This is a genomic window from Sphingomonas sp. PR090111-T3T-6A, assembly GCF_000383095.1.
Classification (GTDB): domain Bacteria; phylum Pseudomonadota; class Alphaproteobacteria; order Sphingomonadales; family Sphingomonadaceae; genus Solisphingomonas.
This window is the reverse complement of sequence record NZ_AORL01000010.1, coordinates 424,589-448,644: the sequence shown is the minus strand read 5'-3', so window position 1 is coordinate 448,644 and position 24,056 is coordinate 424,589. Positions and strand designations below refer to the sequence as shown.

20 protein-coding genes and 1 tRNA gene are annotated in these 24,056 nt (G+C 63.8%); 10 read left to right on the top strand and 11 right to left on the bottom strand.

The annotated features are described in order from the left end of the window. The first annotated feature begins 9 nt into the window (after positions 1–9). Positions 10–4,284 (top strand): DNA-directed RNA polymerase subunit beta', encoded by a 4,275-nt coding sequence (rpoC, locus tag ST3T6A_RS0104880; protein WP_019831779.1) that lies wholly within the window; start codon positions 10–12, stop codon positions 4,282–4,284. 173 nt (positions 4,285–4,457) lie between these two features. Here the strand turns inward: rpoC and ST3T6A_RS20745 are convergent, their stop codons facing one another. Then, a complete protein-coding gene (locus ST3T6A_RS20745) occupies positions 4,458–5,387 on the bottom strand; it encodes an FkbM family methyltransferase (RefSeq protein WP_019831778.1) in 930 nt (309 codons plus the stop codon). Between the two features lie 289 nt (positions 5,388–5,676). On the opposite strand from ST3T6A_RS20745, the gene ST3T6A_RS0104870 reads away from it, so the two are divergent. Together ST3T6A_RS0104870 and ST3T6A_RS0104865 are read left to right on the top strand one after the other, a co-directional pair. Further along, complete coding sequence (locus ST3T6A_RS0104870; protein ID WP_019831777.1) at positions 5,677–7,008, top strand: Nramp family divalent metal transporter; 1,332 nt, start codon at positions 5,677–5,679, stop codon at positions 7,006–7,008. Between the two features lie 40 nt (positions 7,009–7,048). Continuing rightward, positions 7,049–8,260 carry a glycosyltransferase family 4 protein gene (locus tag ST3T6A_RS0104865; RefSeq protein WP_026359431.1) on the top strand — a complete coding sequence of 404 codons (1,212 nt, stop codon included), beginning with the start codon at positions 7,049–7,051 and terminating at the stop codon, positions 8,258–8,260. On the opposite strand, the gene ST3T6A_RS0104860 is transcribed toward ST3T6A_RS0104865, so the two are convergent. Together ST3T6A_RS0104860 and ST3T6A_RS0104855 are read right to left on the bottom strand one after the other, a co-directional pair. Further along, positions 8,261–8,602: a DUF2218 domain-containing protein gene (locus tag ST3T6A_RS0104860; protein ID WP_019831775.1), complete on the bottom strand. Its 342-nt coding sequence runs from the start codon at positions 8,600–8,602 to the stop codon at positions 8,261–8,263. A gap of 13 nt (positions 8,603–8,615) precedes the next feature. Beyond that, positions 8,616–9,161 carry a PadR family transcriptional regulator gene (locus ST3T6A_RS0104855; protein ID WP_019831774.1) on the bottom strand — a complete coding sequence of 182 codons (546 nt, stop codon included), beginning with the start codon at positions 9,159–9,161 and terminating at the stop codon, positions 8,616–8,618. Positions 9,162–9,330: 169 nt separating this feature from the next. On the opposite strand from ST3T6A_RS0104855, the gene ST3T6A_RS0104850 reads away from it, so the two are divergent. From ST3T6A_RS0104850 to ST3T6A_RS19335, 5 genes are all read left to right on the top strand, one after another. Then, positions 9,331–10,644: a replication-associated recombination protein A gene (locus ST3T6A_RS0104850; RefSeq protein WP_019831773.1), complete on the top strand. Its 1,314-nt coding sequence runs from the start codon at positions 9,331–9,333 to the stop codon at positions 10,642–10,644. Then, positions 10,641–10,979, top strand: a complete 339-nt coding sequence (locus tag ST3T6A_RS0104845; RefSeq protein WP_019831772.1) for a hypothetical protein — start codon at positions 10,641–10,643, stop codon at positions 10,977–10,979. The genes ST3T6A_RS0104850 and ST3T6A_RS0104845 overlap by 4 nt, the downstream gene beginning before the upstream one ends. After that, positions 10,976–11,839 carry a hypothetical protein gene (locus tag ST3T6A_RS0104840; protein ID WP_019831771.1) on the top strand — a complete coding sequence of 288 codons (864 nt, stop codon included), beginning with the start codon at positions 10,976–10,978 and terminating at the stop codon, positions 11,837–11,839. Before ST3T6A_RS0104845 ends, ST3T6A_RS0104840 begins: the two co-directional genes overlap by 4 nt. 48 nt (positions 11,840–11,887) lie before the next feature. Further along, positions 11,888–11,962, top strand: a tRNA-Thr gene (locus ST3T6A_RS0104835). 577 nt (positions 11,963–12,539) lie between these two features. Next, entirely contained in the window at positions 12,540–13,604 is a 1,065-nt protein-coding gene (locus tag ST3T6A_RS19335) for a DUF4214 domain-containing protein (RefSeq protein ID WP_162140507.1), read from the top strand. A 299-nt stretch (positions 13,605–13,903) separates the two neighbouring features. On the opposite strand, the gene ST3T6A_RS20740 is transcribed toward ST3T6A_RS19335, so the two are convergent. Beyond that, positions 13,904–14,383 carry a hypothetical protein gene (locus ST3T6A_RS20740; protein WP_019831769.1) on the bottom strand — a complete coding sequence of 160 codons (480 nt, stop codon included), beginning with the start codon at positions 14,381–14,383 and terminating at the stop codon, positions 13,904–13,906. Between the two features lie 326 nt (positions 14,384–14,709). On the opposite strand from ST3T6A_RS20740, the gene ST3T6A_RS0104820 reads away from it, so the two are divergent. Further along, positions 14,710–14,973 carry a hypothetical protein gene (locus ST3T6A_RS0104820; protein WP_162140506.1) on the top strand — a complete coding sequence of 88 codons (264 nt, stop codon included), beginning with the start codon at positions 14,710–14,712 and terminating at the stop codon, positions 14,971–14,973. A gap of 60 nt (positions 14,974–15,033) precedes the next feature. Here ST3T6A_RS0104820 and ST3T6A_RS21395 read toward each other — a convergent pair whose 3' ends face one another. From ST3T6A_RS21395 to ST3T6A_RS19310, 7 genes are all read right to left on the bottom strand, one after another. After that, positions 15,034–15,543 (bottom strand): hypothetical protein, encoded by a 510-nt coding sequence (locus ST3T6A_RS21395; RefSeq protein WP_157602430.1) that lies wholly within the window; start codon positions 15,541–15,543, stop codon positions 15,034–15,036. A 3-nt stretch (positions 15,544–15,546) separates the two neighbouring features. Beyond that, on the bottom strand, positions 15,547–15,975 hold the full coding sequence (locus ST3T6A_RS0104815) for a Panacea domain-containing protein (RefSeq protein ID WP_019831767.1): 429 nt from the start codon (positions 15,973–15,975) through the stop codon (positions 15,547–15,549). A gap of 276 nt (positions 15,976–16,251) precedes the next feature. Further along, positions 16,252–17,109: a hypothetical protein gene (locus tag ST3T6A_RS19325; RefSeq protein ID WP_019831766.1), complete on the bottom strand. Its 858-nt coding sequence runs from the start codon at positions 17,107–17,109 to the stop codon at positions 16,252–16,254. 6 nt (positions 17,110–17,115) lie between these two features. Continuing rightward, complete coding sequence (locus tag ST3T6A_RS20735) at positions 17,116–17,820, bottom strand: hypothetical protein (protein ID WP_157602428.1); 705 nt, start codon at positions 17,818–17,820, stop codon at positions 17,116–17,118. A gap of 154 nt (positions 17,821–17,974) precedes the next feature. Beyond that, positions 17,975–19,771, bottom strand: a complete 1,797-nt coding sequence (locus tag ST3T6A_RS19315; RefSeq protein WP_019831764.1) for an HAD-IIIC family phosphatase — start codon at positions 19,769–19,771, stop codon at positions 17,975–17,977. Positions 19,772–20,061: 290 nt separating this feature from the next. Next, positions 20,062–20,208 carry a hypothetical protein gene (locus ST3T6A_RS21770; protein ID WP_019831763.1) on the bottom strand — a complete coding sequence of 49 codons (147 nt, stop codon included), beginning with the start codon at positions 20,206–20,208 and terminating at the stop codon, positions 20,062–20,064. Positions 20,209–20,281: 73 nt separating this feature from the next. Next, a complete protein-coding gene (locus ST3T6A_RS19310; RefSeq protein ID WP_019831762.1) occupies positions 20,282–21,712 on the bottom strand; it encodes a hypothetical protein in 1,431 nt (476 codons plus the stop codon). Positions 21,713–21,812: 100 nt separating this feature from the next. On the opposite strand from ST3T6A_RS19310, the gene ST3T6A_RS0104785 reads away from it, so the two are divergent. After that, positions 21,813–24,056 carry an FdhF/YdeP family oxidoreductase gene (locus ST3T6A_RS0104785; RefSeq protein WP_019831761.1) on the top strand — a complete coding sequence of 748 codons (2,244 nt, stop codon included), beginning with the start codon at positions 21,813–21,815 and terminating at the stop codon, positions 24,054–24,056.

The following is a 24,056-nucleotide window of genomic DNA, read 5'->3' as shown; positions in this document are numbered from 1 at the left end:
GACTGAAAAATGAACGAGATGACCAATTTCGCCAATCCGCTCGCGAAGCCGGAGACGTTCGATCAGATCAAGATCGGCATCGCCAGCCCCGAGCGCATCCGCAGCTGGTCCTTCGGCGAGATCAAGAAGCCGGAAACCATCAACTACCGCACGTTCAAGCCCGAGCGTGACGGCCTGTTCTGCGCCCGTATCTTCGGCCCGATCAAGGACTATGAGTGCTTGTGCGGCAAGTACAAGCGCATGAAGTACAAGGGCATCGTCTGCGAGAAGTGCGGTGTCGAAGTCACCGTCTCGAAGGTCCGCCGTGAGCGCATGGGCCATATCGAGCTGGCGGCGCCCGTCGCGCACATCTGGTTCCTGAAGTCGCTGCCGTCGCGCATCGGCCTGCTGCTCGACATGCAGTTGAAGCAGCTCGAGCGTATCCTGTACTTCGAGGCCTATGTGGTCATCGAGCCGGGCCTGACCCCGCTCGAGAAGTATCAGCTCCTCACCGAGGACGAGCTGCTGACCGCGCAGGACGAGTATGGCGAGGACGCCTTCTCGGCTGGCATCGGCGCCGAGGCCGTGAAGCAGATGCTCATGGACCTCGACCTCGAAGGCGAGCGTGACGAGCTGCTCAAGGAGCTGGCGGTCACCAAGTCCGAGCTGAAGCCCAAGAAGATCATCAAGCGCCTCAAGGTCGTCGAGAGCTTCATCGAGTCCGGCAACCGTCCGGAGTGGATGATCCTCGACGTCGTTCCGGTCATCCCGCCGGAACTGCGCCCGCTCGTGCCGCTCGACGGCGGTCGTTTCGCGACGTCGGATCTCAACGATCTGTATCGCCGCGTCATCAACCGTAACAACCGTCTGAAGCGCCTGATGGAGCTTCGCGCGCCGGACATCATCGTCCGCAACGAAAAGCGCATGCTCCAGGAGGCCGTCGACGCGCTGTTCGACAACGGCCGCCGTGGCCGCACCATCACGGGCGCCAACAAGCGCCCGCTGAAGTCGCTGTCCGACATGCTCAAGGGCAAGCAGGGCCGCTTCCGTCAGAACCTGCTCGGCAAGCGCGTCGACTATTCGGGCCGTTCGGTGATCGTGACCGGTCCGGAGCTGAAGCTCCACCAGTGCGGCCTGCCGAAGAAGATGGCGCTCGAGCTGTTCAAGCCGTTCATCTACGCCCGTCTGGACGCCAAGGGTCTCTCCATGACCCTGAAGCAGGCCAAGAAGTGGGTCGAGAAGGAGCGCAAGGAAGTCTGGGACATCCTCGACGAAGTCATTCGCGAGCACCCCGTCCTCCTGAACCGCGCGCCGACGCTCCACCGCCTCGGCATTCAGGCGTTCGAGCCCGTGCTGATCGAGGGCAAGGCGATCCAGCTTCACCCGCTGGTCTGCTCGGCCTTCAACGCCGACTTCGACGGCGACCAGATGGCCGTGCACGTGCCCCTCTCGCTGGAAGCCCAGCTTGAGGCGCGCGTGCTCATGATGTCGACCAACAACATCCTGTCGCCGGCGAACGGCAAGCCGATCATCGTGCCGTCGCAGGACATGGTGCTGGGCCTTTATTACCTCTCGCTCCAGAAGGAGAACGAGCCGGGTGAAGGCATGGCGCTCGCCAACATGACCGAGGTCCACCAGGCCCTGTTCAACAAGGCGGTGACGCTGCACACCAAGATCGTCTCGCGCATCCCGCAGACCGACGAGAATGGCGAGCAGTATCTCAAGCGCTACGAGACGACGCCGGGCCGCATGCTCATCGGCGAGTGCCTGCCGAAGAGCCACAAGGTGCCCTTCGAGACCGTGAACCGCGTTCTCACCAAAAAGGACATCGGCGACGTCATCGACGAGGTCTATCGTCACACCGGCCAGAAGGAGACGGTGCTGTTCGCCGACGCGATCATGGCGCTCGGCTTCCGTCACGCCTTCCAGGCGGGCATCTCGTTCGGCAAGGACGACATGGTCATCCCCGAGGCGAAGGATCCGCTGGTCGAAGAGACGCGTCTGCTCGTGAAGGATTACGAGCAGCAGTATCAGGACGGCCTCATCACCCAACAGGAAAAGTACAACAAGGTGATCGACGCGTGGTCGCGTTGCGGTGACCGCGTTGCTGCCGAGATGATGAAGGAGATCCAGGCGGTCAAGAAGACCGACGAGGGTCGCGAGAAGCCGATGAACGCCATCTACATGATGGCCCACTCGGGTGCTCGTGGTTCGGCCGCCCAGATCAAGCAGCTCGCCGGCATGCGCGGCCTCATGGCCAAGCCGTCGGGCGAGATCATCGAGACGCCGATCATCTCGAACTTCAAGGAAGGCCTCACCGTCCTTGAGTACTTCAACTCGACCCACGGCGCCCGTAAGGGCCTCGCGGATACGGCGCTCAAGACGGCGAACTCGGGTTACCTGACCCGCCGTCTGGTCGACGTGTCGCAGGACTGCACGATCGTCGAGATCGATTGCGGCACCGAGCGTTCGCTGGAGATGAAGGCGATCGTGCAGGGCGGCGCCACCATCGCGTCGCTCGGCGAGCGCATCCTGGGCCGCACCACGGCCGAGGACATCATCGATCCGAAGACCGGCCAGGTCGTCATCCCGCAGGGCACCCTGCTGGACGAAGCGATGATCGCGCAGGTCGAGGCGCTGGCGCCTCCGTCGCTCCAGATCCGCTCGCCGCTCGTCTGCGAGTCGATCGGCGGCGTCTGCGCCACCTGCTACGGCCGCGACCTCGCCCGCGGTACGCCGGTGAACATCGGCGAAGCGGTCGGCGTCATCGCGGCGCAGTCGATCGGTGAGCCGGGCACGCAGCTCACGATGCGGACCTTCCACATCGGTGGTGCGGCGCAGCTCAACGAAACCTCGAACCTCGAGGCGGTGGCTGACGGCACGATCGAGTATCGCGACATGCCCACGATCGTCGACCCGCGTGGTCGCCGCGTGGCGATGTCGCGCTCGGGCGAGATCGCGCTGATCAGCACGGACGGTCGCGAACTGGCGACGCATCGCATCCCGTACGGCGCGCATCTGATGCACACCGACGGCGCGGCGGTCTCCAAGGGCGAGCGTCTCGCCGAGTGGGACCCCTTCATGATGCCGGTCATCACCGAAAAGGCCGGTACGGTGAAGTATCAGGACCTGATCGAGAACTCGACGCTCACCGAGCAGACCGACGAAGCCACCGGCATCGCGCAGAAGGTCGTCATCGAGTATCGCGCCACGTCGCGGAAGGAAGACCTCCGTCCGCGCCTGACGCTGCTCGACGGCAATTCGGGCGAGGCCGCGCGCTACATGCTGGCGCCGGGTGCGATGCTCTCGGTCGAGGACGGCCAGCAGGTGCAGGCGGGTGAGGTTCTCGCCCGCGTGTCCCGCGAAGCCGCCAAGACCCGCGACATCACCGGCGGTCTGCCGCGCGTCGCCGAGCTGTTCGAGGCGCGCAAGCCGAAGGAGAACGCGATCATCGCGAAGGTCTCCGGCCGCGTCGAATTCGGCAAGGACTACAAGGCCAAGCGCAAGATCATCATCCGCCCGGACGATGGTTCGGAAGCGGTCGAGTATCTGGTGCCGAAGTCTAAGGTGATCGACGTGCAGGAAGGCGACCACGTGAAGCGTGGCGACAACCTGATCGGCGGTTCGCCCGATCCGCACGACATCCTCGAGGTGCTCGGCATCGAGCCGCTCGCGGCCTATCTCGTGTCGGAAATCCAGGAAGTGTATCGACTTCAGGGCGTGAAGATCAACGACAAGCACATCGAGACGATCGTTCGTCAGATGCTGCTCAAGGTTGAGATCACGGCCGCCGGCGACACCACCTTCCTGCCGGGCGAGCAGGTCGAGAAGGAGGACATGGAAGCGGTCAATCGCAAGATGATCGCGGAAGGCCTCCAGCCGGCCGAGGGCAAGCCGATCCTTCTCGGCATCACCAAGGCGTCGCTCCAGACCCGCTCGTTCATCTCGGCGGCGTCGTTCCAGGAGACGACCCGCGTGCTGACCGAGGCCTCGGTGCAGGGCAAGGTCGACCAGCTCAACGGTCTCAAGGAGAACGTGATCGTCGGTCGTCTGATCCCGGCGGGCACGGGTGCTGGCATGCAGCGCCTGCGCGTGGCGGCTTCGTCGCGCGACGCGGCGCTCCGTGCGCAGCAGCGCGCCTTCGAGGCGGCGATCGCCGCCCCGAACTCGGCCGCCGAGGAGCATGAGGCGGAGCTGGCCCGCTCGCCGCGCGACAGCGTCGGCACCGGCGACGACGCGCTGGCCGAGGTCGTCACCTCGGGCCACGGCACCGACGCCGATGCGGGCGATTACCTGAACGACTGATCCGGTCGTTCAGCGCCCGGCTGAAACAGAGCCCCTCCCGCGAGCGATCGCGGGAGGGGTTTTGTTTTGGGGGTGTCCGAACGTCAAAGTCCCCAGTGGGAACGAAAGCCGCGTGCTTTGGAACAGCGCGAAGTTTCGATGCTAACAGGAATATAGCATCCGTCGCACGGCACTTATCCGAAGAGCTTCGAAACCATCTCTTCTTCCTGTTCCAACGGAATGAAAATCACGTTGAGGAAGGCTTCCTGCCACCTTGGGTCCGACTTATCCATGCGCTCGCCGCGATGCCCCCAATGCTGGCCGTAACAAGCGTATCCCAGCGCCTCGAAGGCCCCGATATAGTCGTTGGGTGATCCGTTCGATACGAGGGGAAGCATGACATGATGCAATTCGGACATCACAATGGGGCGACAGCGCCTGATTGTTTCCCGCGCGCCTTCAAGTGCTTTGATCTCCGCCCCTTCGACATCGATCTTGATGACATCGCAGCGGGCGAAATTCAAATTATCCAGCGCGACCACTTCGACGTCCGAGCCCTGTTCCCATCCCGGTGCCATGCTGGATCCACCAGGATTGTCGCCGCCGTCGTCCCAGGCGAGGCGCAAAGTGCTATCGACGTTCCAAACACCCTTGCGATGGACCGTGATGATATCTTGCAAGCCATTCAACCGTATCGTCTTTTCGAGATAGGTGTTGATGATCGGATGCGGCTCAAAGCTATGAATATGACCGGTCTTTATGGTCCGGCTGGCGAGCAACGACATGAACCCAATGTTCGCCCCGATGTCGACGAACACGCTGTCTTCCTTGAGGATCGTATTTAGCGCATGAATCTCGTCTTTATCCCATTGATCCGTAATCAATGCGCGCGATACATACCGATCCTCGGAATTAAGCCATATCATTCTCGAATCATTAAGAATAGGATATATAAACCACTTTGTTCCTATAAGATCATTATACTCCTTCGAGCGCTTTAGACTCGTCTTGAGCTGCCTCCAATCAACATGATTGGCCATATGCATCTCGACAATGGCCTCACTTTCCGGCTCGCGATCAAGGATATATCGATAAGCCTGGATAACTTCCTCACGCGACGCCATAAGAACATACTCCCTTGATTTCATGAAAGCTCAACAAGGCATGACGGTCCGTCTCAGAGCATAAGCCCCTCAAACACACCAACAAAAGAGGTTTTCTGTCATCTTCCGGCTCACCTCGAAATTTCCCGCCAACATTCATCTGCCCATATTCGAGCATGACGGACACCGACGCCTATAACAGGCCCATCGGAAAGGGTTCCGCTCCCAACGCCCCCCCCCAGCGGCAGGCTGTGTTGTTTTCGGCGACCCACCCCTATCCCTCCCCCACCCGAGCCGCCATAACCGCGCGATGGCAACCGTTCTCGGCCTCTCGCTTCCCGATCGCGCCACCGCGCCCTTCTGTCCTTCCGAGGTGGAAGGCAGCATCGCCGTCCCCAAATCCGCCCCGCTCGGGCAGAGGATCGCGCGGTTCGCCGGGCCGGGGATGCTCGTCGCGGTCGGCTATATGGACCCCGGCAACTGGGCCACCGACATCGCCGCGGGCTCCGGCTATGGCTTCGACCTGCTGTTCGTGCTGGTCGGCGCCAGCCTCGCCGCGATCCTGCTCCAGTCGCTGGCGCTCAGGCTCGGCATGGCCTCGGGGCTCGACCTCGCGCAGGCGTGCCGCAGGCGCTACGGCCGCGTGCCCAATCTCGCGCTGTGGGCGCTCGCCGAGGTCGCCATCCTCGCCACCGATGTCGCCGAGGTGCTGGGCGGCGCGCTCGCCATCAAGCTGCTGCTGGGGTTGCCGCTGTGGGCGGGCATCCTGCTCACCGCGTTCGACATGCTGCTGGTGGTGGGCCTCAAGGGGCGCGGCTTCCGGCAGGTGGAGGCGATCATCACCGGCCTCGTCGCCACCATCGCGCTCTGCTTCCTGATCGAGCTTTTGATCGTTCCGCCGGATTTCCATGCCGTCGCCCAAGGCCTGATCCCCGACACCGCGCGCCTCGCCCAGCCCGGCGCGCTGGCGATCGCCATCGGCATCATCGGCGCGACCGTGATGCCGCACAATCTCTACCTCCATTCCAGCATCGTGCAGACGCGCGAAATCCCCGGCGGAAAGGCCGAGAAACGTGCCGCGATCCGCATCGCCAACTGGGATTCGGGCATCTCGCTCTTCCTCGCGATGCTGGTGAACGCGGGCATCCTCGCGCTCGCGGCGGGCGCCTTCCACGCCACCGGACACACCCAGATCGCCGAGATCGACGACGCCTATCACCTGCTGGAGCCGATCACGGGCGCCAAGGCGGCGGGCCTGTTCTTCGGCATCGCGCTCCTCGCCTCGGGCCAGAGCAGCACCTTCACGGGCACGATCGCGGGTCAGGTGATCCTGGAGGGTTTCCTCAAGCTCAAGATCCCCTGCTGGCAGCGGCGCGTCATCACGCGGGTCATCGCGATCATCCCGGCGATGCTCGGCGTGATCCTGCTGGGCGACCATGGCGTGGGGCCGATGCTGGTGGTGAGCCAGATCGTCCTGTCGCTCCAGCTTCCCTTCGCGATCTGGCCGCTGATCCGCGCGGCGGGGGACCGCGGCCTGATGGGCGGGCTCGCGGCAGGGGCGCTTCCCACCGCCGCCGCATGGACACTGTTCGCGATCATATCGGCCTCGAACCTGTGGCTTCTCGCCAGCCTGATCGGCTGACATCTTGGCACCGGACGCCCGCGCGCCTATGCACCCCCCGATGGAAGTGACCGACCTTCGCGTGGCGCTGTTCACCGGCAACTATAATTATGTCCGGGACGGTGCGAACCAGGCCCTCAACCGCCTCGTCGAATATCTGCTGCGGCAGGGCGCCGCCGTGCGCATCTATTCGCCCAAGGTGAGGAAGCCCGCCTTCGAGCATGTCGGCGATCTGGTCGGCGTGCCGGCGATCCCGCTGCCGGGCCGCGCCGAATATCGCGCGCCGATCCTGCTGACGCCGTCGGTGAAGAAGGACATCCACGCCTTCCGTCCGAACATGATCCATGTCGCGAGCCCGGAAGTGCTGGGCCATGCCGCCGTCCGCTTCGCGCGCAAGAACCATCTGCCGGTGGTCGCCTCGGTCCACACCCGCTTCGAGACCTATCCGCGCTATTACGGCTTCGCCTTCCTCGAAGGCGCAGTGGAGGCCATGCTGCGCCGCTTCTATCGCCGCTGCGACGCGATCTTCGCGCCGTCGGATTCGATGGCGCAGCTCCTGCGCGACCAGCGCATGAACTTCGACGTCGGCATCTGGTCGCGCGGGGTGGAGCGAGACCGCTTCTCGCCCGAGCGCCGCGACATGGCGTGGCGCCGCTCGCTCGGCATCGCCGACGACGAGGTGGCGGTCGGCTTCATCGGCCGGCTGGTGATGGAGAAGGGGCTCGACGTCTTCTCGGACACGATCGATGAGCTCGTCCGGCGCGGCGTGAAGCATCGCGTGCTGATCGTCGGCGACGGCCCGGCGCGCGACTGGTTCGAGAAGCGCCTGCCCGAAAATGCGGTGTTCGCGGGCTTTCAGGGCGGCGCCGATCTCGGCCGCGCGGCGGCGTCGATGGACGTGCTGTTCAACCCCTCCGTCACCGAGACGTTCGGCAACGTCACCCTTGAGGCGATGGCCGCCGGCATCCCGGTGGTCGCGGCGGATGCGACGGGCAGCCGCAGCCTCGTCGAGCCGCATGTGACGGGCGAGCTGGTCCGCCCCGGCGCGACGCATCTCTTCGCCGACGCGCTCGCCCGCTATTGCCGCGACGGTGAGGCCCGCATCGCCGCCGGCAAGGCCGGCCGCGAGGCCAGCCGTGCCTATGAGTGGGACAATGTGAATCAGGCGCTGGTCGACTCCTATCTCCGGATCGAGCGCCAGCGTCAGCGCGGCAGTCTGCGCACGCCCGGCCTCCAGCGTGCGCCGTGGCCGGGCGGACAGCAGCCCCGCTAGTCAGCTCCAGACGAAGGGCAACGGCGCCTCGCGGAAGGCGAAGCGGTCGAGATGCTCGGCGAGCACCGTCTTCATCCGATCGAGGATTTCGGCGTCGGGCGCCTCGATCCGGCTGGTGAGCCCGCTCTCGTCGGCATCGAGGGTCACGCGCGTCCCGTTGGGGAAGCCGATCGTGCCGTGGGCGGGATCGAACGCCACCTCCAGCTTGTGCGCCCAATGCTTGCACAATTGCTGGAGGTAGCGGCTGGCGCTGGCGGTCTCCACCCGCGCCGTGCTGGTCATCGTCATCATTCGCTCCTTCTCGGCGCGCAGGCGGGCGCGCAACAGGTCGAGCCGCGTCATCGGGGCTGAGCCTTCAGAGACGCTCGATCTTGCGGGCCGCCTCGTCGATCAGCGCCACCGCTTCGTGGATGGTATCCTCGGAGACATCCCCCTCGCCGAGCTTCATGCGCAGCACCGTCTTGAGGTTGTGCATCGCGCGCCGCACCGAGCTGCCCTCGGTCCGCTCGCGCATCTCGCCCAGCGCGTCGAGGCGCGCCATCAGCGCGGCGATCTCCTCGGCCTTCTCCTCCAGCACGCGCCGGCCCTCGGCGGTGACGGCGAACAGCTTGCGGGCGCCTTCGCTCGGCGCATCCTCGATCAGGCCCATGTCGCCCAGCATGGTGAGCGTCGGGTAGACGACGCCGGGGCTCGGCGCATAGGCGCCGCCGGTGCGCTCCTCGATCGCGCGGATCAGGTCGTAGCCGTGGCGCGGCTGGTCGCCGATCAGGCGCAGCAGCACGAGGCGCAGCTCGCCGCCGTCGAACATGCGGCGACGGCCGCCGCCGGGACGCCCCTCGCCCTCCATGCCCCAACTGAACTCGAAGCCGCCCCGGCGGAAACCGCCGCGCATCATGTGCATGGGATGCTCGTGGTGGTCATGGCAGTTACCGTGACGGCCTCCCCGGCCGTGGTGGTGAAATCCAAATCTCATATATCTCATCCTCTTTCTGAGTCGGTCTTAGATATATCTTAGACTGTCTTTCTGCAACACCCCTTCGCCGTCACGGCCAAACGCTTATATGGAGCCCATGGCCGACCTCTTTGCCGACTCCACCTCCCCTGCCGCGCTTCCCGCCGAGGCCGCGCCGCTGGCCGACCAGCTCCGCCCGCACACCCTCGCCGATGTCGTGGGGCAGGAGCATCTGACCGGGCCGGACGGCGCGATCGGGCGGATGGTGTCAGTGGGGCGGCTGTCCTCGATGATCCTGTGGGGGCCGCCCGGCACCGGCAAGACGAGCATCGCGCGCCTGCTGGCGGACGCGGTGAGCCTGCGCTTCGTCGCCATCTCGGCGGTGTTCTCGGGCGTCGCGGAGCTGAAGAAGGTCTTCGCCGAGGCGCGCGACCATGCGCGCACCGGCACGCGCACCCTGCTCTTCGTGGACGAGATCCACCGCTTCAACCGCGCCCAGCAGGACGGCTTCCTGCCCTATGTCGAGGACGGCACGGTGATCCTCGTCGGCGCGACCACCGAGAATCCCTCCTTCGAGCTGAACGCCGCGCTCCTCTCCCGCGCGCAGGTGCTGATCCTGCACCGGCTGGATGCGGCGGCGCTCGGCACGCTGCTGGATCGCGCCGAGGAGATCGAGGGCCGCCCCCTCCCCGTCACGCCCGAGGCACGCGGCGCGCTGATCGCGTCCGCCGACGGCGACGGCCGCTTCCTGCTCAACCAGGCCGAGACGCTCTTCTCGGTGGAGCTGGAGGAGCCGCTCGATCCGTCCGGGCTGGCGGCTTTGCTCCACCGGCGGATGGCCGTCTACGACAAGGATCGCGAGGGCCATTACAACCTGATCTCGGCGCTCCATAAGGCGGTGCGCGGATCGGACGCGCAGGCGGCGCTCTATTATCTCGCGCGGATGCTGGTGGCGGGCGAGGAGCCGCTGTTCCTGCTGCGCCGCCTCGTCCGCATGGCGATCGAGGATATCGGCCTCGCCGACCCGAACGCGCTGGTCCAGTGCATCGCCGCGAAAGAGACCTACGATTTCCTCGGCTCGCCGGAGGGCGAGCTGGCGCTGGCGCAGGCCTGCCTCTACCTCGCCACCGCGCCCAAATCGAACGCCGGCTACAAGGCGCTCAAGGCCGCCCAGCGCTCGGCGAAGGAAACCGGCTCGCTGATGCCGCCGAAGAACATCCTCAACGCGCCCACCAAGCTGATGAAGCAGGCCGGCTACGGCAAGGGCTATGCCTATGACCATGACGCGCCCGATGCCTTCTCCGGCGACAATTACTGGCCCGAGGAAATGGCCCCACAGACCTTCTACACTCCCACCCCGCGCGGTTTCGAGGCGAAGATCGCCGAGCGGCTGGCCTATTGGGATCGCCTCAGGAAGGAGCGGCAGGGATGAATTTCGATGAGGCCGTCGCTTTCGCGCTGACGCTGGAGGGGGCGGAGATGTCCACCAGCTACGGCCAGCCCTCGGTGAAGGCGAACGGCAACGCCTTCCTCAATGTGGGGCACGAGTCCGACACGAGCTTCGTCCTCCATCTCGATCATGGCGTGATCGACTATCTCATGACGACCCATCCGGAGAGCTTCTGGAAGACGCCGCACTATGAGGGTTATCCGGCGGTTCTGGTCCGCTACGACACCCCGCGCGACGATGTGGTCCGCGAGATGATCGAGAGCGCCTGCGCCCGCGCGCTGGCCAAAAAGCCGCCCCGCCCGCGCAAGGCGAAATGACCCGCCGGTTCGCGCGTTTCGCCTGCATCGACTGGTCGGGCGCGGCCGGCGCTTTCCAGCCGGGCATCGCCGTGGCGGTCTGCGAGGCGGACGGTCCGCCCGCTCTGGTGGAGCCCGAGGGCCGCCACTGGTCGCGCGAAGCCGTGCTGCACTGGCTGAAGCGACAGGACGACATGCTGGTGGGGATCGACTTCTCCGCCGCCTTCCCCTTCGCGGACGCCGGCGCCTATTTCCCCGGCTGGGCGGAAAGCCCGCCCGACGCCCGCGCTCTCTGGGCGCTGGTCGATCGCATGGCTGCCGGCGAACCGCATCTCGGCGCCTCCACGCTGGTCGATCATGCCGAACTGGCGCGCCACTTCCGCCGCCATGGCGGGCGCACCGGCGACCTGTTCGGCATGGGACTTGGGCGCATGCGCGTCACCGAGCGGGCGGCGCAGGCGGCGGGGCTCGCGCCCTCCTCCAGCTTCAACCTCGTCGGCGCGGCCCAGGTCGGCAAGGCGAGCCTCACGGGGATGCGGCTGCTGCATCGGCTCGCGGGGCGCGTGCCGGTCTGGCCCTTCGATCCGGTGCCCGCCTCAGGGCCGCTGATCGTGGAGATCTACACCAGCCTCGCCGCCCGCGCCGCCGGCCTCGCCAGGGGGCGGAGCAAGATGCGCTCGGCGGAGGCGCTGGATGCGGCCCTGGCGGCGCTCGGGCATGCGCCCCACGCGCCGCTCGGCCGCTATGACGATCACCGCACCGACGCGCTGCTCGGCGCGGCATGGCTCGCGGGCGCGGCGCGGGACGAGGCGCTGTGGCATCCGGCAAGCCTCACGCCTGTGCTCGCCGAGACTGAAGGCTGGACCTTCGGCCTCGCCTGAGCGAGCGCATTGACCCATGATCGAGCCGGCGCTACCGAACGCCCCGGAGCCGGCTTAGCACAGCGGTAGTGCAGCGGTTTTGTAAACCGAAGGTCGGGGGTTCGATCCCCTCAGCCGGCACCATTTACGCTCTCGCCACCGTTCGCTGGTGGCGGTTGAAACTCCCCGGAAGCGGGCGACATTCGCCGCTGAAGTATTGCAGCGTATCAGACGTGGCTCGATCTCGGCAGCGCGCGCACGGAGCGGGACTTTATCAACAGTCTGCAAGGTCCGCGTGGACAAAAGGCATTCAGAGCATCCCTCGACCGCCCGGCACGTCATCCTGTCATGCTCAATGGCCTTAACGAGGGTTCCATCTACTACAATTCCGGCAGGCTGGACCCCGCCAGCGTCGACAATCAGAAATTCCTTCATTTTGGAGCCATCGACAGTTTCGGCAACGTAAATTTCGCTCACCTTCTCGGAGTAACCCGCGCTAATAGACGACACACCAGCGTCATCGCAGTAAATGTCGATTGCAGAGAGGCTGTTCTCATGACGTTCTCTGATATGAGCAGGCGATTATCGGCTTCGATTCCAATAACCTCCGCGCGAACCATACTGTCCGGGTATAGCGGGAAAGCACGCAAGATTCTGTTGGGGCATGGTAAGGGACACCGCAATATTCCTGATTGCAAACATCCCTGCTAAACCATGCAACATGGCCATAACTTTCATCCAGTCAGCAGACGCTTTCAACTACAAGCCGATGCTGGACACTACGTCGAAGACGGTGATCGAGTTTTGCCGTCGTCATGGTCATAAATATGAAAACTATGTTGGGGTAAAGCGAGGATTTTATCCATGGCAAGCCTCGTTCAACCGCCTCTTCATGCTCAAAGATTTGCTCGACGCAGGGTATTGCGGCTGGGTTGTCCACATGGACGCCGATGCCTTCGTCCATGATCTGGACTTCGATCTTGCGGCATATCTGGCATCTAAGGGCGATGTGGCCGGGATTCTGACCCCAATGGGGGATGACTGCCAGCCTTGGGAAATCAATAACGGCGTCGCGCTGTTCAACCTGAGCCACCCGATTGGAAGGCGGATTATCGAAGAATGGCATGCTCGCTACATGGCGGTGAGCGATGACACATTGCGCCAGCTAACCGAATGGCCTGGCGACATCAATGATCAGACGTTTCTTTTCGAAATCCTTGACGACTCCGCGGAAATCAGAGACGCTTTTTTCTTTGGCGACAGGATGTTGCTTAACCACCCCTACGCCACCTTCATTCGCCAGATTCTGCGGGCTTACATGCCTATCCAGGCCGATCGGCATCAGGTAGTTCGGATGGCCGTTAAGGAAATCCTTCCAGAGCAAGGCGAGGATCTGGTTGGGCGCCTCTATCCCGTCCTGATCTCGACGCTTTTCCGGGTCCTCCTCCGCCGGGATATTGAGGCGAGTGCAGTCGAGAACTTCCGCTCAAGATTTCATGAAAAGGGCATCGAAACCGCCTTCAGGGAGACGTTCGCTGAAATCCTTATTTCGCGCGAGTATCTGGAGCTGAACCCTCCTCTCCCGCTTCGCGCAGTGATCGAACAGGGGTATCGCTGGGTCCTTGGCCGATCGCCCGACCAAAAGGGGCTCGATGCCTACGCGGCTGCGCTGGAAAACGGGCATATCTCGATGGAGCAAATCCGGGCCGATATGATTGGAAGTGCCGAGTTCGCCAAACTCCACACCCTGATCGCCAGCCCCCTTTCGACTACGCAGGCGAACTAGCCTGGCAACTTTCCTGCAACGGCCATAATCGGCCTCCGCCTTGCGCCATAGTGTGCGGACGTAGCCATCTCGACCACTCCTTGGATCAAGGTTGGTCAGGGTGGCTCGGATGATTGGAATGGTGGCCACTGTTTGCAGTGCGTCAGTGGCGCGTCGTGCTGATATAGCCGTTGCCGGTTAGCGATGCGATCTGGCTCCTGAATACGGAAATCGAGATTTCCACGGCCGTGCATTCGAGAAAGCGTTTCTCAGAGCGCCGCGAGGCGTTCCGCGGCTAATTCGATAACAGCGATTATCCATCACATCCTCCCTACGAGGCGACGGAAGTCAGATTCGAGGATGCCGACGATCTTCCCGTGGGAGATTTCGCGGCAATAATCGGCATTATACGGACCATCGGCCCGGCGTATTGGGCATCCGACAGGATGGCCTACCGAGTTCATCATGCGATCGGGCGCGACCCCGCCAATGAACCACATGAAACGTTCCTCATATGTCGATGCATCGCTGCCATTGCCGTAACGGCCCCAGCGGAGGTCCATGCGGACGATCTGCCACTTCTGCCTGACATCCGATTTCCAGGTGATGACGAACAACTCACCCTCGGCGGGATCGCGGTCCTCCGGGTCAATCACCACGAACTCACCGGCGCATAGGTAGGGCGATGAGGTATTGTCGGGCACCTCGAAGGCGATGCAGCCCTTCGGCAATGCCGTGTAGATAATGAACGCGCGCAAATCCGGTTGCGGCGGCAGCTTGGGCGGCGGAATGATATTCATCGTTAGCCCTCCTTCACCAGAAGGCACCCGCGGGTGCCGTGTGAAAAGTCACTCCTGACCACGGCTGATCTGAGCGCAATACTCACCGGCAAGCGTCCGGGCATAGGTGCCGGGCGCCGGTGCGGAGATGGAGAAACCCTGAAGCAAAGGAGCGCATCGGCTACCCGACCCAAAACTCTGGCGCTTGTGGAACGGATTATCGGGCGGCTCAGCCGGGCATCTTCATCTGCTTGAACAAACCGACCCGGGAGATGAGGATCGAGGCCCAGCGTAGCCCGATAGTCGAAATACATGGCCGAAAGTGCCACAAACTCCAGATCATTACCGTGAAGGATCTGATCTGGAATCTCGATCTGGGGCTCAAGACGGAGCTGGGATTCATTCAATCCGCACGGGAGGCGAAATCGCTGTCACGCCGCTCGAAGCCAAACCGGCCGTCGGCGGAGGAACTTTGGCGTCAGCCCGAACTCCTGCCCATGCCTATCCCGGAAGAGAGGAAGGCGCGCGATCGAGGACCGTTGCCCTTGGATGAGCCCATCCTCGCCGTGCAGCAGGCACCCGAGCAACGCCGCAAGCACCCCGCGGCGTAGTAGAGCCTCGCGTCATGGATGCGATTACAGTGAGATGGAGATTGACCAGAAAGGTACCAGCTATCGCCCCTTGCGGCGCTTGATTTTTTTGCGGTCAGCTTTGTCTATTGGCGTGGGATATACTTTATGGTCGGCATCCCACCAGAAAACGCGCATGATGTGCCCCGTACGAACACACCAAACGCGATTAGGGCCCGTCAGCCTCAGTGACATCAACTCATCGAGATCGTCGCGCTCTATGTCAACGAGACGGTCCTGTGCTTCCTTACAGAGCCGAGCGACCGGAATAGCATGAGAGCCGCTGGCGGTTATCTCGCTCCAGTTTTTGCCCTCGAACTCATATAGCTTTTCAACGACTTGGCGAAACTTGTCATCCTCAGCGATCGTCCACGCGAAGGGGCCACCTCGATCCGCACCACTAAACCGCCAAGCCAGCGGATGCCCGTCATCAAGAGTGGGATCCTGGTGGCGGGCCTTCTTCTCAGGTTGGGGTGTCGCTCCAAACTTGGCCTTTTTCTCAGTCGCCGGAGCCGCACCGAATTTGGCCTTCTTCTCCGTACTTTGGGTCACGCCTTAAAGACCGCTGTAATATTCCGCCATCGCTGCATGAGTGATCACGCTGCTACTGCGCTGCCCATCGGGAACGTTGGCCCGAGCGTCGCGCCAAGGGTCTTCCTTATGCGTCAACTCACTCAGCCAAATGGCCGACTTGTCTCCATAATCCCGCAGAACAGCCTCAACAGTTTCGCGTTCAGCCTTCTTCAGGTTGCCAGCATCCCCCTTCGGCTCCTCGGTCACGGTGAACTCACCGCGGTGCTCAGCATAGAGGGCCGGACAGACAGGGCCATTCGCCCACGCTTCGATTCGCTCCTTAAACAAGGGCTTCTCGTCCCATACGAGCGACCATGCTTGAGCATAATATACCAGCTTTTGCAGCTTCATAGCGGTGATTGCCTTCTTCTTCTTCAGAATGAAGGCAGCCACGTCGAACACCGAAGCCATTAACCATCTCCTTCGCGCGTCCTGCGCTCGCCTATGGCGATAACATCGCAATGAGGCAACCTGACGGCAAATCGTGGACTGTTCGTACGCCTGCACCAACTCCAATGACAGTCGCACCATCCGCGGCCGTTCACCTCCAGCCGACGATTTTTGACGGTATTGCGCGCACATCGCCTAAACCCAGGTAAAAATCAGCCAGATAGGCTGAATTTTTCGATCCGCTCAGCCACCATAATCCATATGGCCAAGCCCATGGACTGAGGCATGGCCGCACAGTTATTCCTGCATCATCGACCTGTATTCCGGACTCCCGAGCATAGCGGAAAGCGTATCGCGAGTACCGATATCAATTCCCACTTCCCGGAAGCGGGACACGAAATGCTCAAGGCCGCCCTGATCGGGATCACGACGAAGGATCGTCCTGTAAAATGCCGACACGATCACCGGCGCGACATCGGCAACGAACTCGTTCCCGCCAGGAAGAACTTCGTTCGTGGCAACACGCAAGGCCTCAATCCGAGCTTCGAGCGATGGATAATAAGCGCGAAGTATCTGGCGAATGAATCGCGAATAGTTTCCGTTGATTAGTTCATTGCTTTCGTAATGGACGGCATTGCGCACCAAGACATCTTCATCCAGCACCTCGTAGAGCATCGACTGATCGCTGCACCCGTCGTCCCACGTGGTCATCGCTACCAGTTGCTCATCGCTCAGCGCGGCAAACTTTGCGGCCCAGCGTTCGACAATCCGGCGCCCCGCCTCATGCCCCAGATTGAGCATGAACACACCCGCGTTCACGGCCCAATGCGGCTCTCCTCCCATGCTGACCATGACGGCCGCCCGATCCGCTTTGTCAGCCAGATAGGAGCGCAGATCGAAATCCAGATCGAAGATATAGGCATCCGCATCCAGATAGACGACCCAACCCTTCTGCCCGCGTTTGACCAGATCTGTAAGCATCGGAATGCGATTGAAGGTCGCCTGCCACGGATGAGAACCACGCTTGATCCCGATAAAGCTCTCATAACCGTGATCATGCCGCCGGCAGAACTCCACGACGGTGCGAGACGTGGCATCCAACATCTTCCGATAATTGAACGGATCTGCAGTCTGGATGAAGATCGTTTTCGCCATTTGCGATCACCAATGCTTCTGGATGACAATGGACTTCATGGTCCTGTAATCCGAAAAGGGCTGATACAAGGGCTGCACGATGGCGATGTCTCTCGACAACTCGCCGAGAGGCGCCAGCCAACCCGGCATGTCCGGGAATTTGCCCATACGGAACCAGTATTCGAACAGCTCCCGCGTCAGGATCGTGCGGGGCAGCGATTCCTCATAATTGTCCGGTTGCCAGTTCAGATCTTCGATAATGTAAATTCCGCCTCGCTCAAGCGCAGGAAACAACTTCAAGAATGCAAGCTGCTGATGGAATGACGCATGAGAACCATCGTCGATGATAAAATCAAATATTTCACCATTGGCGATTACGCGGTCCAGATCAGCGCCATTGCCGGAATCTCCGCGAGTAAATACGAAGCGCGGATTCTTGAAGAAGGAGAAATCACTGATATCAAACCCGTGCACTGTTGCATTAGGGAAATAGTCCAACCACATCCGTACCGACGGCAAATCCCCCGTCTCGCGATCTGCGGAAGCTCCTACTTCCGGGCCGTTCCGAAGGAGGCCAATCTCCAGCATCCGCCGGATATTTTCACGGCGAGGCGCCAGCAGCGTCTCATAAAACAGGGTATAATGGTGCGCATTGCCGACCGCGGTGCCTTTGTCCGATCCATATCGGTTAGCAAGCTGAGTGAGATTGAACTCTCTGGAAAGCTGACCCACGCAAACACTCCTCTCGCCATTGCGCAATACCCGAAGGCGCGCTTTCGGCCAGCCCCGTCAAGGCGGCCGTCGCATATGCACCACCTTCATCCAGACTGCCGCCATCTTCAACCAAAAGCGCAGTCAGGGCGTCGTGCGGTTTTAGAAACCGGTCTCAGACGGAAATCGCGATATGCGGCGGCCATGCCGGAGCATCGCTCGCACGCCACTCCCCCTCCACCTTGCGGAAACCCATCTTCTCGAAATAGGCGTGGCAGGTCTTGTTCAGCCCGGTGTCGACCAGCGACGCCCTGACTTGATCGTGCGATGCCAGGATGCGCTCGCACGCCATGCGACCCGCCGCGATTTCCGCGCCATATTTGAAGGCGCGACAGGAAAGCACCGCCTGCACGATCTCGTCGCCGTGGACGACGATCACGCTGATCATTCCGTTGTCGGCGAGCTTGTCCCGCAGCATCGAGCAGATCAACGCGCCGCCGTCCTCCAGCAGCGCCTCGATCTGCCGCCGTTCCCAGCGACGGCCGGTGGTGTTGAACTGGTTGGTCTTGTTCAGCAGCTCGAAGGCTCGCTCGAACCGGGGATGGTCGCTTCGCTCGACGATCTCGATCGTCTGCTCCAGCGAAAGCGAGGCCAGCCATTCCTCATAGGACATGCCCTCGGCCGCCTTCGCCCGCGCGATATTGGCCTGCACCGACGCCGTCCTCAGCGCGGCGTCGCCTGAGATGGCTGCTGTCTGCATCTCCGGCAGCATCAGGATCTTGCGCCGCCAGTCGTGATGATCCGCGCTCAGGAACTGCATCTGCGGGAATGCCGCGCGAACCTCGTCGATCTCGCGCGGATTGTCGTCGATGAAAAGCGCATGCTGGGGCAGGATGTTCAGCTCCGACAGGATCGCCCGCACATTCTCCGATTTCCGCTCGAAATTGATCTTCGTCGACGCGAAGTCCGTGAGGCGGAGCCTCCCCTGATAGATGTGAGGCCATCGGTCACGCAGCGTCGCCTCGTCGTTCTTGCTGCACATGGCGAGCATTCCGCCACGCGCCTTGAAGAACAGGAGCGCCTCGGCGACTCCGATCGGCCAGCCCTCGGTGAACTCCCAATGCGGCTTGTGAAGCTCCTCCGCCGCAATGCCGCGCCACAGCGTGTCGTCGACATCGACGATGATCGCCTTGATCGCGAGCGGCCTGCGCAGGATCGCAAGATCGTCGAGAAAGCGCCGGGCCACGACCTGCTCGAATTCCACCAGGACGTCGAACGTCCCCCACATCTCGGTGGGCTGCGCCGATTTCTGGATGCGAGCGCTATCGGTTTCATCGTCGCGGATGATGCTGCCATGACCGAAGGACGTCGTATAGTCGTCCTGAATCCGGGCCCGGCCGACAAGCGACGCAAGCTCGTTCATGTCGAAATAATGGGCGTTGGGGAATGCGCCCAGCGCACGGGCCATCACCTCGTTGAGACGCTGCACGAAATAGGCCGGGTTGGAGAGATCGAAGCGCGGCAGCAGATTGCCGAGATAATTATGCTTCGGCTCCATGAAGGCCTGGAAGAATACCGGCTTCCTGAACAACGGCATCAACGCCGCGACGCGCGCCTCGATCAGCTCCGAGCACGCATCGAAGAACTCCTGCACGCGCCCGGCCGCCACCGCGCGGGGGAAATAGATGCCGTTCCCGAACCGCCGGTCCGGCTCCATCCCGGCCGCCGCATCGGCAAAGATATGCAGCAGGGTGAGGGAAACCACGGTCGCCTCATAATCAGCCTCCTCGACCTCGGGAGGAGGCGAGAAAGCAAGAGATTCCCAGAGGATATGGTCGGTCTGGATACCCTGATTGCGGAGCCCGACGACAAGAGGGGCCAGCCCGCAGGTTCCCAGAAGCAGGAAGCGATCGGTCGTCGCCTCCTGAGGCGAAAGCTCGATACGGGGGAAACGGTGAATGCGAGAAACCACGGGCTTTGACTCGGTGCTTGGCGGCGCCTTCCGGCGCTGTCCCAGATTGCGAACTAGGCGGATAGTGGCTGGTAGCGCGGTCCGGGATCAACTTGGAAGGCATATCGGCGCGAATATCGCGAAGTCCGGCCTCGCCGCTTCGCCTGCCGCATCGTGGGCGGCCAGCACCTGTCTTTTCATCGTCATGCGCCCGGCCTGCCCAGCGTCGGGCGGCGGCGCAAGCCGGCTTCGGGGCCGGTGGGACAGGAAAAGGCGGCGCCCACCGGATGGTGCGCGCCGCCCCTGATCCCTTAGCGCCAATGGCAGCTCTTCACCTTGTGGTGATGCACCGTCTTCCAGGTGCAGACCTGGTGGCGATGGTGCGGCGCGGCCTGCACCGCCGTGCCAGCGACACCGGCCATCGCGGCCGCCAGAATCGCGAACTTGATCATCTTCATGAACGATACTCCCGTCTTCCCCCGGGAAGCCCTCGTGTAGCGCGCTTATCCGACTCCTCGATGAACGGTCGTCCTAAATCGCCATCGGCCCGGCCAGCGCCCGCATCGCCACCGACGCGGCACACGCCGCCACCCCCAGCGCGAGGCCGATTCGCAGCCTTCGCGGCGGCACTTCCCGGCAGGCGGCGAGCATCACCGCCGCCAGCCCCGTCCCCGTCATCAGCCACAGATGATAGCGCAGATCCGACGCGATGCTGACCACCGCGAAGCTCGCCGTCATCAGGCAGGCCGAGAGCGAGAAAGCGAGGCCCAGCTCCCGCGCCGGCTGGGCGGGCGTGCCCAGCAGCACCCAGCCGATCGCCGCCGCCAGCACCAGCCACACCGCCGGCGAACCGGCCGGCGTCCCGGCGAAGAAGGCCGCCAGCCGCTGGACCACTCTCGACGCGGCGGACTGATGCGCGCCGAGGCCGTAGGGGTTGGGCTCCGATCCGCTGGGCGCGGCGGCGCTCGGCTCGTCGGGCGGGGTCGCCACGCGCAGCGTCGCGTTGAGATGCGCCAGCCGATGCTCGGCATAAGCGAGCGGGTGCGCCACGATCGTCGCCGCCCAGTCCCGGATCAGATGCGAGGGGCCGTCGGGCGAGACCAGCTCATCCCCCTGATCGCCGCAGCGCCTGGGATTGCCGAACGGGTCCCAATAGAAAGGCGTGTAGCAATGCTTGCGCTCGGCGTCGGCCCATTCCTCGCGGGACAGGCCCGGCGGGGCCGCGAGCGGGGCGAAGTGCGCGATGCCGGCGAGGTCGAACAACGGCAGCGTCCGCTCGACATGCGAGCGATCGGCCCTCAACAGCGCATGGTTGACGACATCGGAGGCGAGGAGCGCCAGCAGCGCCGCCACCAGCATCAGCGCGGCCCGGCCCCACCAGCGCCGCACGCCGCCCCAGCGCAGGAAGCAGCAGGCCAGCGGCACCACCGCGAACACCGAATTGGCCCGCGCCAGCACCGCATAGCCGAGCAGCAGTCCGGCCAGCACACCCGGCACGGCGGGCACCGCCCGCGCCTGCAAGCGATACCAGCCGACGATCCCCGCCGCCGCCGCCATCGCGGCGACCATCTGCGCATCCTTGACGACGACGAGCATCCAGTCCGCCACCAGCGGCGACAGCCCGGCCAGCAGCGCCCCCCACGCCGCCCGGCGCGCGCCGCTCCGCGCCAGACCCGCGCCGAGCAGGCCGAGCCCCGCCCAGAACAGCGCCAGTTGCAGCGCCAGCATCGGCCCCGTGCCGTCCAGATGCACCGCCAGCAGCCGCGACCAGAGCCACGCCATCACGGGCGGGTGCCAGTCGTCATAGACGCCCGCCAGCGCTTGCTCATATTGCTTCACCGTGTCGTAGGCGGCGATGCCCGGCCATAGCAGCCCGAGCAAGGCGAGCCCCAGCGCCGCCGCACCGAGCGCGACGGGCCATCCCGCTGGCCTGGCGCCGAAATCGCCCCCTTGCGCGGCCACCCTCGTCCCCTCTTTCTGTTCTTGCCCCCGCGCGTGCTTGCGACGTCCGGCCGGCAGGAGCAAGATCGGGGCCGCTCCGTCCATCCCGATCGAGGCCATCATGACCGAAGAAACCACCCCCGGCGTCGAACCCTATGACGGCCCCGCCGGCGGCTGGGGAGCGCTCGGCGCGGTGGCGCGCGCGATCCGGGACCAGATGGGCACCAGCGCCGACACCCGCGCGCTGCTCCAGATGAACCAGCCCGACGGCTTCGACTGCCCCGGCTGCGCCTGGCCGGACCCGAAGCACACCAGCTCCTTCGAATTTTGCGAGAACGGCGCCAAGGCCGTCACCTGGGAAGCGACGACCAAGCGCGTCGCGCCGGAGTTCTTCGCCGAGCACAGCGTGGCGGACCTCTGGAACTGGACCGACCATATGCTGGAGGACGCCGGCCGCCTCACCCATCCGATGCGCTACGATCCCGCGACGGATCGCTATGTGCCGATCGCGTGGGACGAGGCCTTCGCCCGCATCGGCGCCCGGATGCAGGCGCTCGACCATGCCGACCAATGCGAGTTCTACACCTCGGGCCGCGCGTCGAACGAGGCGGCCTTCCTCTACCAGCTCCTCGCCCGCGAGTTCGGCACCAACAATTTCCCCGATTGCTCGAACATGTGCCACGAGGCGACCAGCGTCGGCCTCCCCCAGTCGATCGGCGTCGGCAAGGGCACGGTGACGCTGGAGGATTTCGACTATGCCGACGCGATCTTCTGCATCGGACACAATCCCGGCACCAACCATCCACGGATGCTGACGACACTGCGCGCCGCCGCGCGCCGGGGCGTGCCGATCGTGGTCGCCAACCCTCTGCGCGAGCGCGGGCTCGAACGCTTCAAGTCGCCGCAGCACGCCGTCGAGATGCTGATCCCCGGCGACGCGACGCCGCTCGCGTCGGAATATCATCTCGTGAAGGTCGGCGGCGACGCCGCGATGCTGAAGGGGATGATGAAGGCGGTGCTCGCGGCGGGCGCGGAGGACAAGGCCTTCATCGCCGAACACACCACCGGCTTCGAGGCGCTCCGCGCCGATATCGAGGCGACGGGCTGGGACGAGATCGAGCGCCGCTCCGGCCTCACCCGCGCCGCCATCGAGAGCATGGCGGCGGTCTATATCAAGGCCGAGCGGGTGATCCTCTGCTACGGCATGGGCATCACCCAGCATCGCCACGGCACCGAGAATGTGCAGCAGATCGCCAATCTGCTCCTGATGCGCGGCAATATGGGCAAGCCCGGCGCGGGCATCTGTCCCTTACGCGGCCACAGCAATGTGCAGGGCGATCGCACCGTCGGCATCACCGAGATCCCCAACGACGCGCTGCTCGACGGCATCGAAAAGGCCTTCGGCTTCGCGCCCCCGCGCAAGCATGGCCATAACGCCGTGGAATCGATCGCAGCCATGCTGGACGGCAGCTCCCGCGCCTTCATCGGGCTGGGCGGCAATCTGGCGGTGGCGATGCCGGACCCGGCGGCCTGCTTCCGGGCGATCCGCAATTTGGATCTGTCGGTGAACATCGTCACCAAGCTCAACCGCACCTGCCTGCTGATCGCGAAGGGGGACACGATCATCCTCCCCTGCCTCGGCCGCACCGAGCAGGACATGCAGGCCAGCGGCCCGCAATGGGTGACCGTCGAGGACTCGATGTCGATGGTCCACGCCTCGCGCGGCAAGCTGAAGCCGGTGTCGCCCGATCTGCGCTCGGAACCCGCCATAGTCGCCGGCATCGCCAGGGCGGCTCTGCCCGCCACCCGCGTCGACTGGGACGGGCTGATCGCGAACTACGACCATATCCGCGACAAGATCGAGATCGTCTTCCCCGATTTCCGTGATTTCAACGCCCGCATCCGCACGCCGGGCGGCTTCCGCCTCACCGTCGGCGCCTCGACGCGGACGTGGAACACGCCGGACGGCAAGGCGCATTTCATCCCCTTCCCCGGCATCGACGAGGATGACGGCCGCGACGACGGCCCGTTCACCCTCACCACGATCCGCAGCCACGATCAGTACAACACCACGATCTATGGCCTCGACGATCGCTATCGCGGCATCACCGGCCGCCGCGACGTGTTGTTCGCCCACGAAGACGATCTCGCCGCGATCGGCCTCGCCCATGGCGACAAGGTGGATGTGATCGCGGGCGACCGCGTGCTCCCCGGCCAGACGGCGGTGGCGCATCCGATCGCGCGCGGATCGGTCGCGGCTTATTATCCGGAGGCCAACCTGCTCCTCGCCATCGACGATTATGACGGGAAGAGCGGCACGCCCTCCTACAAGTCGATCGCGGTGAGGCTCCGCCCGGCCGCCTGA